The 14286-nt window shown below is 64.3% G+C and carries 12 protein-coding genes; 1 reads left to right on the forward strand and 11 read right to left on the reverse strand.

Going from position 1 to position 14286, the window contains the following annotated elements; translation table 11 throughout:
* Positions 1 to 42: 42 nt before the first annotated feature.
* The 3 genes from guaA to folD all read right to left on the reverse strand — a co-directional run bounded on the left by guaA (position 43) and on the right by folD (position 4171).
* Entirely contained in the window at positions 43 to 1608 is a 1566-nt protein-coding gene (gene guaA, locus ABQ039_RS10630) for a glutamine-hydrolyzing GMP synthase (protein ID WP_039521782.1), read from the reverse strand.
* 130 nt (positions 1609 to 1738) lie between these two features.
* A complete protein-coding gene (guaB, locus tag ABQ039_RS10635) occupies positions 1739 to 3196 on the reverse strand; it encodes an IMP dehydrogenase (RefSeq protein WP_016903541.1) in 1458 nt (485 codons plus the stop codon).
* 90 nt (positions 3197 to 3286) lie between these two features.
* The gene (gene folD / locus ABQ039_RS10640) at positions 3287 to 4171 is read right to left on the reverse strand and encodes a bifunctional methylenetetrahydrofolate dehydrogenase/methenyltetrahydrofolate cyclohydrolase FolD (protein ID WP_039521785.1); all 885 of its coding nucleotides are present in this window, start codon (positions 4169 to 4171) and stop codon (positions 3287 to 3289) included.
* A gap of 49 nt (positions 4172 to 4220) precedes the next feature.
* Between folD and ABQ039_RS10645 the strand changes: the two genes are divergently transcribed.
* Complete coding sequence (locus tag ABQ039_RS10645) at positions 4221 to 4541, forward strand: DUF1244 domain-containing protein (protein WP_046342931.1); 321 nt, start codon at positions 4221 to 4223, stop codon at positions 4539 to 4541.
* Between the two features lie 127 nt (positions 4542 to 4668).
* On the opposite strand, the gene ABQ039_RS10650 is transcribed toward ABQ039_RS10645, so the two are convergent.
* From ABQ039_RS10650 to rpsA, 8 genes are all read right to left on the reverse strand, one after another.
* Positions 4669 to 6525, reverse strand: a complete 1857-nt coding sequence (locus ABQ039_RS10650) for a monovalent cation:proton antiporter-2 (CPA2) family protein (RefSeq protein ID WP_184609426.1) — start codon at positions 6523 to 6525, stop codon at positions 4669 to 4671.
* 172 nt (positions 6526 to 6697) lie between these two features.
* Positions 6698 to 7591 (reverse strand): UTP--glucose-1-phosphate uridylyltransferase GalU, encoded by an 894-nt coding sequence (galU, locus tag ABQ039_RS10655; protein WP_016903544.1) that lies wholly within the window; start codon positions 7589 to 7591, stop codon positions 6698 to 6700.
* Positions 7591 to 9498, reverse strand: a complete 1908-nt coding sequence (locus ABQ039_RS10660) for a nucleoside-diphosphate sugar epimerase/dehydratase (RefSeq protein ID WP_024939212.1) — start codon at positions 9496 to 9498, stop codon at positions 7591 to 7593. The genes galU and ABQ039_RS10660 overlap by 1 nt, the downstream gene beginning before the upstream one ends.
* A gap of 13 nt (positions 9499 to 9511) precedes the next feature.
* Positions 9512 to 10489 carry a glycosyltransferase family 4 protein gene (locus ABQ039_RS10665; RefSeq protein WP_104568392.1) on the reverse strand — a complete coding sequence of 326 codons (978 nt, stop codon included), beginning with the start codon at positions 10487 to 10489 and terminating at the stop codon, positions 9512 to 9514.
* Entirely contained in the window at positions 10489 to 11667 is a 1179-nt protein-coding gene (gene lapB, locus ABQ039_RS10670; RefSeq protein ID WP_016903547.1) for a lipopolysaccharide assembly protein LapB, read from the reverse strand. Before lapB ends, ABQ039_RS10665 begins: the two co-directional genes overlap by 1 nt.
* Before the next feature lie 6 nt (positions 11668 to 11673).
* Positions 11674 to 11979, reverse strand: a complete 306-nt coding sequence (locus ABQ039_RS10675; RefSeq protein ID WP_184609424.1) for a lipopolysaccharide assembly protein LapA domain-containing protein — start codon at positions 11977 to 11979, stop codon at positions 11674 to 11676.
* 65 nt (positions 11980 to 12044) lie between these two features.
* Positions 12045 to 12356, reverse strand: a complete 312-nt coding sequence (locus ABQ039_RS10680; protein WP_016903549.1) for an integration host factor subunit beta — start codon at positions 12354 to 12356, stop codon at positions 12045 to 12047.
* Positions 12357 to 12444: 88 nt separating this feature from the next.
* Positions 12445 to 14130, reverse strand: a complete 1686-nt coding sequence (rpsA, locus tag ABQ039_RS10685; protein WP_016903550.1) for a 30S ribosomal protein S1 — start codon at positions 14128 to 14130, stop codon at positions 12445 to 12447.
* Between the last annotated feature and the right edge of the window lie 156 nt (positions 14131 to 14286).

A 14286-nucleotide genomic window follows, 5' to 3' on the forward strand; every position in this document is an offset into this window, starting at 1 on the left:
ACTTCTACCGATATCGGGCGATAGCCCCCGAAAGACGCTCCGTCACTCCCACTCGATCGTCGCCGGCGGCTTGCCGGAGATGTCGTAGACCACGCGCGAGACGCCGCGCAGTTCGTTGATGATGCGGTTGCTCACCGTGCCGAGGAAATCGTACGGCAGGTGCGCCCAGTGCGCGGTCATGAAGTCGATGGTCTCCACCGCGCGCAGTGCGATCACCCATTCGTAGGCGCGTGCATCGCCGACCACACCGACCGACTTGACCGGCAGGAACACCGCAAACGCCTGGCTGGTCTTGTCGTACAGATCGGCCTTGCGCAGTTCGTCGATGAAGATCGCATCGGCCTTGGCCAGCAATTCGGCGTATTCGCGCTTCACTTCGCCCAGGATGCGCACGCCCAGACCCGGGCCCGGGAACGGATGACGGTACACCATCGTGCGCGGCAGGCCGAGTTCGACACCGAGGCGGCGCACTTCGTCCTTGAACAATTCGCGCAACGGCTCGACCAGGCCCAGCTTCATGTGCTCGGGCAGGCCACCGACGTTGTGGTGACTCTTGATCACGTGTGCCTTGCCGGTCTTGCTGCCGGCCGACTCGATCACGTCCGGATAGATCGTGCCCTGCGCCAGCCACTTGGCATTGGCCAGCTTGTTGGATTCCTCGTCAAAGATATCCACGAACAGGTTGCCGATGATCTTGCGCTTGGCTTCCGGGTCGCTGACGCCTTCGAGCTTGGCAAAGTAACGATCGGCCGCGTTGACGCGGATCACCTTCACGCCCATGTGCTCGGCGAACATCGCCATCACCTGGTCGCCTTCCTGCCAGCGCAGCAGGCCGGTATCGACGAACACGCAGGTCAGCTTGTCGCCGATCGCCTTGTGCAACAGCGCGGCGACCACCGACGAATCGACGCCACCGGACAGGCCCAGGATCACTTCATCATCGCCCACCTGCTCGCGCACGCGCGCGATCTGGTCGTCGATGATGTTGGCCGCCGTCCACAGCGTCTGGCAGCCACAGACATCGACCACGAAGCGGCGCAGCAAGGTCTGGCCCTGCAGCGTGTGGGTGACCTCGGGATGGAACTGCACGCCGTACCAGCGCTTGTCCTCGTTGGACATCGCCGCCACCGGGATGCGGTCGGTCACCGCGGTGACGGTGAAGCCCGGCGGCACCTGCGACACGTGGTCGCCGTGGCTCATCCACACATTGAGACGCGATGCGCCGGCATGATCGGTCAGCCCTGCGAACAAGGCATCGGCGGCCACCACATCGACTTCGGCATGCCCGAATTCGCGCTGGTCCGCCGCCTCGGTCGCGCCGCCCAGCTGCGCTGCCAGCGTCTGCATGCCGTAGCAGATGCCGAACACCGGCAAGCCGCTGTCGAACACTTCCTGCGGCGCGACCGGCGCACCCGGCAAGGTGGTCGACTCGGGACCACCGGACAGGATGATGCCTTTGGCGCCGAAACCGGCGATCTCCGCCGGGTCATGATCCCAAGCCCAGATCTCGCAATACACCCCGATCTCGCGGATGCGCCGCGCAATCAACTGGGTGTACTGCGCGCCGAAATCGAGGATGAGGATCTTGTCGCTGTGGATGTTGGTCATTGGGGCCGGGATTGGGAATTCGGGATTGGAGATTGGCAACAGCGGGATGGCGGCGATGCGCCCTGCCGAAGGAGATGCGGCGGGCTAATACCAATCCCCAATCCCGAATCCCCTATCCCGCGTGGAGGCATCAGCCCATGCGGTAATTCGGCGGTTCCTTGGTGATCTGCACGTCGTGGACATGGCTTTCGCGCTGGCCGGCACCGGTGATGGTGACGAACTTCGGCTTGGTGCGCATTTCCTCGATGGTCGCGCAGCCCACGTAGCCCATCGTGGCGCGCAGGCCGCCGATCAGCTGATGGACGATGCCACCGACCGGGCCGCGATACGGCACGCGCCCTTCGATGCCTTCCGGCACCAGCTTGTCGGCATCGCTGGAATCCTGGAAATAACGGTCCTTGGACCCCTTCTCCATCGCGCCCAGGCTGCCCATGCCGCGGTAGCTCTTGTAGCTGCGGCCCTGGAACAGCTCGACCTCGCCCGGGGCTTCTTCGGTGCCGGCGAACAGGCCGCCGACCATCACCGTGGAGGCGCCGGCGACCAGCGCCTTGCCGATGTCGCCCGAGTAGCGGATGCCGCCATCGGCGATCAGCGGAATACGGTCCTGCAGCGCCTCGGCGACCATGTCCACCGCGGTGATCTGCGGCACGCCGACACCGGCGACCACGCGCGTGGTGCAGATCGACCCTGGGCCCACGCCGACCTTGACCGCATCGGCACCGGCGTCCATCAGTGCCAGCGCGGCATCGCCGGTGACGATGTTGCCGCCGATCACCTGCAGCTGCGGATACGCCTTCTTGACCCAGGCGACGCGATCGATCACGCCCTGCGAGTGGCCGTGCGCGGTATCGACGATGACCACGTCCACGCCGGCCGCAGCCAGCAGTTCGATGCGCTGTTCGGTGTCGCCGCCCACGCCGACCGCCGCGCCGACCAGCAGGCGCGTGGACCCGTCCTTGGCCGCGTTGGGGTTGTCGGTCTTCTTCTGGATGTCCTTGACCGTGATCAGGCCGCGCAGCTCGAAGCTGTCGTTGACCACCAGGATCTTTTCGATGCGGTTGCGGTGCAGCAGCTCCAGCACTTCCTCGTCACTGGCGCCTTCGCGCACGGTGATCAGGCGATCCTTCTTGGTCATGATGTGGCGGACCGGATCGTCGAGCTTCTTCTCGAAGCGCATGTCGCGGCTGGTGACGATGCCGACCAGTTCGCTGCCATCCACCACCGGCACGCCGGAGATGTTGCGCGCGCGGGTCAGCTTGAGCACCTCGCCGATGGTCGTGTCCGGGCTCACCGTGAACGGCTCGGTGATGACGCCGGATTCGAATTTCTTGACCCGGGCAACTTCGCCCGCCTGCTGCGCAGGGGTCAGATTCTTGTGGATGATGCCGATGCCGCCCAGCTGGGCCATGGCCACCGCCAGGCGGTGCTCGGTCACTGTGTCCATCGCGGCCGAGAGAATCGGCAGTTTCAGGCGCAGATCGCGGGTCAGCCGGGTTTCCAGGCTGACGTCCTTGGGCAGGACGATCGAATGAGCGGGGACGAGGGAAACGTCGTCGTAGGTGAGAGCTTCAGCCTGGATGCGGAGCATCGGCGGACCCGAGTTTGGGGAAGCGCGGCATTTTACCCTGAAAGCCTTCACGAAGACACAACGCGACTGCAATGCAGCGTTACACGCGCCTCAGCCAGCCGCGTCGGCCGCTTCCAGCGTGTTCTGCATCAGCGTGGCGACCGTCATCGGCCCGACTCCACCCGGCACCGGCGTGATCCAGGCCGCACGTTGCACCGCTGCGTCGAAACCGACATCGCCGACCAGGCGGCCGTCGTCCAGCCGATTGATGCCGACGTCGATCACCACTGCGCCCGGCTTGACCCATTCGCCCGGAATCAGGCCCGGGCGACCGACTGCCACCACCAGGATGTCGGCATTGCGCACGCTGGCTTCCAGCACCTCGGGCGGGGTGAACTTGTGGCAGCTGGTGACCGTGCAACCGGCGATCAGCAGCTCCAGACCCATCGGCCGGCCGACGTGATTGCTCACGCCCACGATGGTCGCGTTGCGCCCACGCACCGGCTGATCGGTGTGCCCCAGCAAGGTCACAATGCCGCGCGGCGTGCACGGACGCAGGCCGAATTCGCGCAGCGCCAGGTGCCCGACATTCTGCGGATGGAAGCCGTCGACGTCCTTGCGCGGATCAATGCGCTGGATCAGGCGATTGGCATCGGGGATGCCCGGCAACGGCAGCTGGATCAGGATGCCGTGGATCTTGGGATCGGCATTGAGCTGGTCGATCAGCCGCGCCAGTTCGGCCTCGCTGGTGCCCTGCGGCAAATCGTAATCGAAGGCCTCGATGCCAACCTTTTCCGCGGCACGCCGCTTGTTGCGCACATACACCGACGAAGCCGGATCCCCGCCGACCAGCACCACCGCCAGCCCGGGGCGCGTCTTGCCGGCGGCCAGGCGCGCATCCACGCGCAGCTTCAGCCCGTCGAGCAGTTCCTCGGCGATGCGGCGACCATCGAGAAGGCGGGCCGGAGCAGAGGCAGCTGGCGCGGAAACGGTCATGGGGCGTCAGGTGTAGAGTCGAAGGCCGTCTATTGTCCCCGATTCCGTCATGACCGACACCACCTCGACACCCGATTCCATCACCACGTCCATCGAAGCGGCCGCATTTCGCCGTCTGTTGCAGCATCTCAACCAGCAGCGCCCGGATGTGCAGAACATCGATCTGATGATCCTGGCCGGCTTCTGCCGCAACTGCCTGGGCGACTGGTACCGCGAAGCCGCCGAAGCGCACGGCCAGCCGATGAGCAAGGAGCAGGCACGCGAAGCGGTCTACGGTATGCCGTTTGCCGACTGGAAACGGCAGCACCAGAAAGACGCCACGCCCGAGCAACTGGAAGCCTTCGCGGCCGCTCAACGCCGGCACGGCTGAGCCGGTCGACTTGTCAGCTCAGGCCGGCAGCTTGGTGCCGGCCGCTCTATCACCCCAGGTTTTTTCTCGACCAGCCGAGGCAATCCCAGCGCCGAACCCGCTTCGGCGCTCGCCAGCTGCACACGACTCAGTCGCGGGTCACGGCTTCGGGCTGAGTGGCCTGCGGTACCGCATCGGGATTGAGCGTGCGGCTTTCGCGCCGCGGCGGGGTGAACGGCGTAGGCTTGGGCACGGTCGGCGTGAGATTGCCGTACATCAGCCCTGCCACGGCGCCGGCACGCGTGTTGCCGGCCGCAATCTCCAGTTCGAACCGCTCGGCATCGCGACGCCGGATCTCGCGCGCGATGGTGACCGCCTCGTCCTCGTCCACGCCCAGCTCGACCAGGGCCGCCTGCCCGAACGCCACCGCCGACTCGAAGGTCTCGCGAATCTGGTAGTCCACCCCGGCGGCGACCAACTGCAATGAATGCTCACGGTCGAACGAGCGCACCAGCAACCTGGCGTGCGGGAACTCGCGCGTTGCCAGCTCGACGATGCGATTGGCCGCCTCGCGGTTGTCGATGCACACCGCGATCGCGCGTGCGCTATGCGCCCCGGAGGCGTGCAGCACATCGAGCCGGGTACCGTCGCCGTAGTAGATCTTGAAACCGAACTGTTCTGCGCTCTGGATCATCTCGATGTCGTTATCGATGATGGTCACATCCACATCGCGTGCCAGCAGCGACTGGCTGGCAACCTGCCCGAAGCGCCCGAACCCGATGATCAGCACGCTGCCGGTCTGCCCACTGACGGCGTCCACGCCTTCCAGCGACGGCTGGGCGGCCGGCGTCAGCCGTCGCTGCAACAGCACGAACAGCGGCGTCAGCGCCATCGACAACACCACGATCGCCGTCAGGCTGGCGTTGACCTGCGCGTCGATGACGCCGGACGCCGATGCCGCCGCGAACAGCACGAAGGCGAACTCGCCGCCCTGCGCCATCAGCACGCCCCGATCCAGCGCCTGGCGATGGTCGCTGCGCATCAACCGCGCCACCGCGTAGATGCACACGCCCTTGCCGAGCATGAGCGCCAGCACACCGGCCACGATCAGCCGCCAGTCTGCCGCAACCACATGCAGGTCCAGGCTCATGCCGACGCCCAGGAAGAACAGCCCGAGCAGGATGCCGCGGAACGGCTCGATATCCGCCTCGATCTGATGCCGGAAGGTGGATTCGGACAGCAGCACACCGGCCAGAAACGCGCCCATCGCCATCGACAGCCCACCGACCTGCATCAACAGCGCCGCGCCCAGCACCACCAGCAAGGCCGCCGCCGTCATCACCTCGCGCGCCTTGGACGCGGCCAGGATGCGGAACAAGGGATTGAGCAGCCAGCGCCCCGCCACCACCAGGCCGACGATGCAGGCCAGACCGATGCCGATGTCCTGCCAGCGTTGCGTCGCCGCCTGCGGGTCGCCGTTGGCGCCCATCCAGGCCACGATCGCCAGCAGCGGCACGATCAACAGGTCCTCGAACAACAGGATCGCCACGATCTTCTGGCCCGGCGGCAAGGCGACATCGCCCCGCTCTGCCAGCAACTGCATCACCACCGCCGTAGAGGTCAGCACGAAGCCGGATGCGGCCACGAATGCCACCGGCGGCGCGAAGCCGAGCAACAGGCCGATGCCGGTCAGCACCAGCGCGCACACTGCGATCTGCAGCGTCCCCAGGCCGAAGATTTCCTTGCGCAGGCTCCACAGGTGCGATGGCCGCATTTCCAGCCCGATCACGAACAGGAACATCACCACGCCCAACTCGGCCACGTGCAGGATCGCCTGCGGGTCATCGAACAGGCCCAGGCCGAACGGACCGATCGCCAGACCCGCAGCCAGGTAACCCAGCACCGAGCCCAGGCCCAGACGTCGGAACACCGGGATGGCGACCACGGCAGCGCCCAGCAGGGCCACCACGTTGATCAGTTCGCTGGATTCGGCAGGCTGGCTCATGCCGAGGATTCTAGCCGCAGGCGCGTACCACGGACTTGCACCAGCGTGCCGCGCTGGCAAAGCCGCCTGACGTGTCGATCAGCCAGTGGTACGGCGTTCTCGCCCAGCGAGGCCCCAAACGACGAACGACGCCGGATGGCGTCGTTCGTGGATGCAGGCGATGGCCAGGCAATCAGCCGCGCGCGTCGGCCTCGGCCAATGCGGTGCGCAGGATTTCCTTGGCCGGCCCGCCATGCTTTTCGTGCTCGAGCGCGAAATGCACGGTGGCCTCGATCAGACCGATATGCGCGCCGCAATCGAAACGACGGCCCTCGAAGCGGTAGGCGTCGACGGTTTCCTGCTGCAGCAGTCCGGCAATCGCATCGGTCAGCTGGATTTCGCCACCGGCACCGGCGCCGGTCTCTTCGAGCAGTTCGAAGATCTTCGGGTTGAGCACATACCGGCCGACCACGGCCAGATTGCTCGGTGCCACTTCCGGCTTGGGCTTTTCGACGATGGCGTTGATGCGCCCCTTGCGACCATCGAACGCATCGGTGGCCACGATGCCGTAGCTGGCGGTCTTGTCGTGCGGCACATCCTCCACGGCGATGACGCTGCCGCCCGAGGCTTCTGCCACATCGGCCATCTGGGTCAGCGCACCGGCGCCCCGGTTCCAGATCAGGTCGTCCGGCAGCAACACCGCAAACGGCTCGTCACCGACCACGGCCTTGGCACACAGCACGGCGTGACCCAAACCGAGCGCTTCAGCCTGCGTCACGAAAATGGCGCGCACGCCTTCCGGCAAGGCATGTCGCACCAGCTCCAGCTGTTCGAGCTTGCCGGCGCGCTCGAGCTTTTGCTCCAGCTCGTAGGCTTTGTCGAAGTAGTCGGCGATCGAGTGCTTGTAGCGATTGGTCACGAAGATCAGCGTGTCGCAACCGGCCTGGATGGCCTCGTCGACGGCGTACTGGATCAAAGGTTTGTCGATGATTGGCAGCATTTCCTTCGGCACCGTCTTGGTTGCCGGAAGAAAGCGGGTCCCAAGACCTGCGACGGGGAATACGGCCTTGCGAATACGCTTGCTCATTAAAGTCTTCTGACCTCACGTGCGGGGAATGGAACGACCGTATCAGATCGCGCGTCGACTTTCCGTCGAGCAGCCGCAAAATCCGGCATCAGACTGCCCAGCACAGTCTCCATCGCCTTGATGTCGTAACGGTTAACCGCCTCACGCAAGCGCGTCACCAGCTGCAACACCTGCTCGTGCGAGAACTCGCGCACACCGGCTTCCAGAATCTTGGGATGCGCGGTTGGGCGATAGTCTTCGTCGGAATAGAACAGGGTTTCGTGCAGCTTCTCGCCCGGACGCAGACCGGTATAGAGGATCGCCACATCCTTGCCGGGTTGCTTGCCGGCAAGACGGATCATCTGCTCGGCGAGCAGGCGGATCGGCACCGGCTCACCCATGTCCAATGTATAGATCGCGCCATGCGAGGCAGAGGCCGCGGCCTGCACCACCAGCTGGCAGGCTTCCGGAATGGTCATGAAGTAACGCGTCACATCCGGATGGGTCACCGTGACCGGGCCCCCCTGGCGGATCTGCTCGCGGAACAACGGCACCACGCTGCCGGCCGAATCCAGCACGTTGCCGAAACGCACGGTGATGAAGCGCGTTGGCGCATCGCGCGCGTCCAGGCTCTGGCAGATCATCTCCGCATAGCGCTTGCTCGCGCCCAGCACGTTGACCGGCTCGACCGCCTTGTCGGTGGAGATGAAGACGAAGGTCTCGATGCGTGCGCGCTGGCAGGCGCGCGCCACGTTTTCGGTGGCCAGCACGTTGTTGCGTACCGCCTCGCGCAACTGCTCTTCCAGCAGCGGCACCTGCTTGTAGGCGGCGGCATGAAAGACGGCATCCGGCAGCGCGGTGTTCAAGGCATGCGCGACCACCGCCGGGTCGCCGCAATCGCCAAGCACGCGCACCACCTCGATATCGGGGAACAACCGACGCAGGTCCGAATCGACGGTCAGCAACGCCAGCTCATCGATCTCCAGCAGCACGATGCGGCGCGCACCGTGCCGGGCGCACTGGCGGCAGACTTCCGAGCCGATCGAACCACCCGCGCCGGTCACCATCACCGTCTTGTTGGTCAACCAGTCGCGAATCAGGCGCCAATCCGGGGTAACAGGTTTGCGGTTGAGCAGGTCCTCGATCGCGACTTCTTTCAGTTCGCCAGGCAACGAGCGCCCTTCCAACACGTTGATCAGCTTGGGCACCATGCGGAACGGCAGCCCGGTACTTTCGCAGATGGCCACCACGCGCTGCATGCCCGAGGCATCCAGTGACGGGATCGCGATGACCAGCAATTTGGCCGCCGTCTCCTTGGCGATGGCTGCAGCCTGGTCCAGGTTGCCCAGCACATTGAGGCCCTGGATCTTGGCGCCATGCAGATTGTTGGCATCGTCCAGATAGCCGACCGGCACGAATGCGCCGGTGCGGCGCAGATCACGGACCAGACCTTCGGCGGCACGGCCTGCGCCAAGGATCAAGACGCGTTGCGCAGCATCGCCGGAGTGCGCGATCTGGTAATCCTTCCAGGCGCGGTACAGCAGCCGCGGCGTGCCCAGCAGCGCAGACAGTGCGAACGGATAAACGACCAGCACCGACAACGGCACCCCGTCCAGGCGGTCATAGGACAGCGCCAGCACGATCGCGACCAGGCCGAGAAAACTCGACTTGAAGATGTTCCACAGGTCCGGCACCGAGGCGAATCGCCACAGCCCGCGATACAGGCCCATCTTCCAGAACACCAGGCCTTGCGCGACCAGGACCACCGCGGTGCGCCAATCCCATAACGGCAGATCGGGAGCCTCGCGCAGCATGGAGTAGCGGCCTGCATGCAGCAACTGCCAGCACACCCACACCATCAACAGGTCATGCAGCACCACCGCTGCTTGCGGCAGGGCCTTGGTCAAACGGTCACGCCAGGAAATCATAAAAGTCCGTTACTCAGGAATTGCGCAATCCATCGCGCAGGAAGTGCCAGATTGCGGTGGCACCCAGTCCCCATACCAGGGCTCCGGATACCTGCAGCCAAGTTGCATCATGACGAAGTAACACATACAAGCAGACGACGGCGACGCTGAAAGCGAAATAAATACCGGTTACCGGAACGTGCGTCTCAAGCCTGCGTGCCAGACGCTGATAGAGATGTTGGGCGTGTGGCTCCCACCACCGTTGCCCGGCGAGCATGCGAGACAGCAGCGTGAAGCCGGCGTCTACAAGAAATGCTGTCAGTGGCAACCAACTGATCCACCAGCTCACCTGGCCGCTGGCCACCGTCAGCGCCAGCAGCGCAGCCAGCACATATCCCAACGCACCACTGCCGCCATCACCCAGAAAGATGCGCGCACGCGGAAAGTTGAACGGCAAAAATCCCAGGCAGGACGCGGCGACGGCAAGACCGGCCCACGCCCAGGCACCAGGCAAGACCGCAGCAAACGCCAGCGCGGCCAGCGCCGCCTGGCTGCTGGCCAGGCCGTTGATGCCGTCCATGAAGTTCCAGACGTTGATCAACACTACCGACGCCATGGCGGTGAGCACGCCATCCCAGAGCCTGCCGGTGTAATGGCTGACCAGCCAGCCCAGCATGACCGACGCCAATAGGTGGATCGCAAAACGCAGCCTGGCCGAGAGCGGACGATGGTCGTCCCACCAACCCACCCCGGCCACCAGCACCAGCCCCGCCGCGAACCAACCAAGAATCGGGCCTGCAGCCGGCCAGATCACGCCGGCTGCCACGCACCCGGACAGCAGCGCCGCCACGATTGCCATGCCACCGCCACGTGGGGTCGCGACCACATGGCTGCGGCGTTCACCCGGATGATCGAGCAGCCGCCGATGCAGCGCGTAACGTCGCAACAACCAGGTTCCCAGTGCCGCGACCGTCAGGTGCAACAGACACCACCACAGCCAGGCCTGCGGCATCAGACCACCGCGTAGTTCAACAGCGGCTTGACCGTGCCCCATTCCTTGCAACTCGGGCATTGCCAGTGATGGGTCTTGGCGCCGAAGCCGCAGCGGGTGCAGCGGTAACTCGGGTTGCGCACCAGCAACTGGTCGGTGATGTGCTTGAGATCCTGCAAGGTGCCGACCGGGTCGCTGCCTTCGGCCAGGGTCAGGTCGATCAACGCCGATTCGCCGCGGACCGAGGGCCGGTCCTTGAGCTGGCGGCCCAGGTAGGCCAACGCAGGTGCCACACCATCCTGGGCTTCCATCAACTGGGTCAATGCCAGCACCGGGGCGATGCCGCGATAGTGCTCGGTCATCTCGGACAGGAAATTACGTGCGCCGGCGATATCGCCGACCCGGCGATAGGCCGCCATCAATGCGGGAATGATCTCCGGCAGGTATTCCGGATCGTGCCGCGCAGCGCGCTCGAACGCGCGCACTGCCGCTTCGTCGTGTCCGCGCTCGGCTTCGATGCGTCCCTCCAGAATGCCGGCGCGCACCGAGGTGCCATCGGCCTGGTAGGCGCGCGCGATCGCCTGCAATGCTTCGTCGGGCTTGCTCAGGCCACGATAGCGGTCGGCCAGCTCGCACTCGAATTGCGAAATCAGCTTGCCCATCGGCTCGCCGGTGACTTCTTCGTAACGGGTGGCGTTGTCGATCGCCTTTTCCCAGTCGCGCTCGGCCTGATAGATGCCGATCAGGTGACGCAGCGCCTGCGGCGCACGCTGATCCAGTTGCGCCAGTTCGGTGAACACGGTCTCGGCACGATCCAGCAGGCCGGACTTCATGTAGTCCTCGCCCAGCGCCAGCAAGGCCTGCACGCGCTGCTGATCGGTCAGGTCGGCGCGTTGCACCAGGCCCTGATGCAGCCGGATCGCGCGGTCGACCTCACCGCGGCGACGGAACAAATGCCCCAACGCGACCTGGGTCTCGAAGGTTTCCTTGTCCAGTTCGGCGATATGCAGAAACAGCTCGATCGCCTTGTCCGGCTGCTCGTTGAGCAGATAGTTCAGGCCACGAAAGTAGGTGCTGGACAGGCGACTGACCTGGGTATCGCCGTGGCGTTGACCACCGCGGCGGCCAACGACCCAGCCCCCCAGCGCTGCCAACGGCACGAACAGGAAGAACCAGATCCACTCGGTCAGAAAGTCCATACGCGCTTACAGTCCATCAAAGGGGCGCGGCTCGACTGCGGCAGGCGTGATCGGCCTGGCGTCGGCACGACTGACTGCAACCGCCTTGTTGGCCTGGCGCAGCTTGGAATAGAGGGGAATGACCACGCTGACCAGCACCATGCCGGCGCCGATCAACACACCGACCAGCAGCGCGACGATGATCGCGATTCCGGAGGTCGTGTGCACACTGGAGAAAAGGAAGTCGAGAGTGACGTCCTGGGAATTGACCGCACCAATGATCAGACCGACCAGCAGGAAGGCCAACATCACCAGCAAGCGAAACACCTTCATGGCCAGACTCCGTCGAAAGAGGCTTAGCTTAACCGAGCCGACATAAACGCAGCGGCAGAATGACCTCAGTCAGCCGCATCCAGCAGATCGACCGGGACCACGGAGCTGACACGCTCGCGCAATTCCTTGCCAGGCTTGAAATGCGGAACATGCTTGCCCGGCAACGCGACCGACTCGCCGGTCTTCGGATTACGGCCAAGACGTGGCGGGCGGTAATGCAGCGAGAAGCTGCCGAACCCGCGGATTTCGATCCGATCACCATCGGAGAGCGCCTGCCCCATCATTTCCAGCAGCGATTTGACTGCCAGATCCACGTCGTCCGCCTTCAGATGCGCTTGACGTCGCGCCAGGATTTCAATCAATTCGGACTTGGTCATGGGAAGACTTGCTTTTTTCGACTGACACATCGGAATCGGCCCGGGCAAGCCCGGGCCGATCCATCACGCTCTTGCGAGCGCTACGCGCTTACTCGGACTTGTTGCTGTTCAACTGTGCACGCAGCAGCGCGCCCAGCTGGGTCATGCCACCGGATGCGGCCGAAGACTGGTATTCCTCCAGCGTTTCGCGCATTTCGGCATCGTCCTTGGCCTTGATCGACAGCTGCAGGGTGCGGCCCTTGCGGTCCATGCCCACGAACTTGGCTTCGATCTTGTCGCCGACCTTCAGGTGCTGGGTCGCGTCGTCCACACGCTCGTTGGCGATGTCGCGTGCAGCGACGTAGCCTTCGATGCCGTCGGCCAGGTCGATCGTGGCGCCCTTAGCATCCACTTCACGCACCACGCCTTCGACCTTCGAACCCTTCGGGTTGGACGCCATGTACTGGCCGAACGGATCCTGCTCCAGCTGCTTGACGCCCAGGCTGATGCGCTCACGTTCCGGATCGACTGCCAGCACAACGGCTTCCAGCGTGTCGCCCTTCTTGTAGTTGCGCACGACATCTTCGCCGGTGGTGTTCCAGCTGATGTCGGACAGGTGGACCAGGCCGTCGATGCCGCCGTCCAGACCGATGAAGATGCCGAAGTCGGTGATCGACTTGATCTGGCCGGACACCTTGTCGTTCTTCTTGTGGGTGGCAGCGAAGGTTTCCCACGGATTGGCGGCAACCTGCTTCATGCCCAGCGAGATGCGGCGACGCTCCTCGTCGACATCCAGCACCATCACTTCGACTTCGTCACCCACCTGCACAACCTTGGACGGGTTGACGTTCTTGTTGGTCCAATCCATCTCGGAGACGTGCACCAGACCTTCGACGCCCGGCTCGATCTCGACGAATGCGCCGTAATCGGTGACGTTGGAGACCTTGCCGAACACGCGGCTGTTGGCCGGGTAACGACGTGCGATGTTGTCCCACGGATCTTCGCCCAGCTGCTTCAGGCCGAGGCTGACGCGGTTACGCTCGCGATCGAACTTCAGCACGCGCACGTCCAGCTCGTCGCCGACGTTGACGACTTCGGACGGATGGCGCACGCGCTTCCAGGCCATGTCGGTGATGTGCAGCAGGCCGTCGATACCGCCCAGGTCCACGAACGCGCCGTAATCGGTCAGGTTCTTGACGACACCCTTCAGGATCGCGCCTTCCTGCAGCTTGTCCATCAGCTGCTCGCGCTCTTCCGAGTGCTCGCTCTCGACCACGGCACGACGCGAGACCACCACGTTGTTCCGCTTGCGGTCCAGCTTGATCAGCTTGAACTCGAGTTCCTTGCCTTCCAGGTAGGCCGGGTCGCGCACCGGGCGCACATCCACCAGCGAACCAGGCAGGAACGCGCGGACATCCTTGATGTCCACGGTGAAACCACCCTTGACCTTGCCGCTGATGCGACCGGTGATGGTTTCGTTCTTTTCCAACGCCTCTTCCAGCTCGTCCCACACCATTGCGCGCTTGGCCTTCTCGCGCGACAGCACGGTCTCACCGAAGCCGTTCTCGATGGAATCGAGGGCAACCTTGACCTGGTCGCCTACGCCGACATCGATCTCGCCAGCGTCATTACGGAACTGCTCGATCGGCACGATGCCTTCGGACTTCAGGCCAGCGTTGATCACCACCACGTCGCCGCGCACTTCCACGACGGTACCGGTGACAATGGAGCCCGGCTTCAGCTTCGCCAGATTGGCTTGACTGGCTTCGAACAGTTCAGCAAAAGATTCTGTCATTTGAATTTTACTCAGTTGAACACACGGGCGTTGATCGTCGAATGCGACAGATGCCAAGCGCCCAGCCTGTTGGTCGACTCCGGACAGCGAGTCGGTTAAGTAGTAGTAGAACCGCCACACGGGATGTGCGACGGAGCCTTGGAACGCCTTACGGTC

The organism is Xanthomonas sp. WHRI 6108, assembly GCF_040202385.2.
Classification (GTDB): domain Bacteria; phylum Pseudomonadota; class Gammaproteobacteria; order Xanthomonadales; family Xanthomonadaceae; genus Xanthomonas; species Xanthomonas arboricola.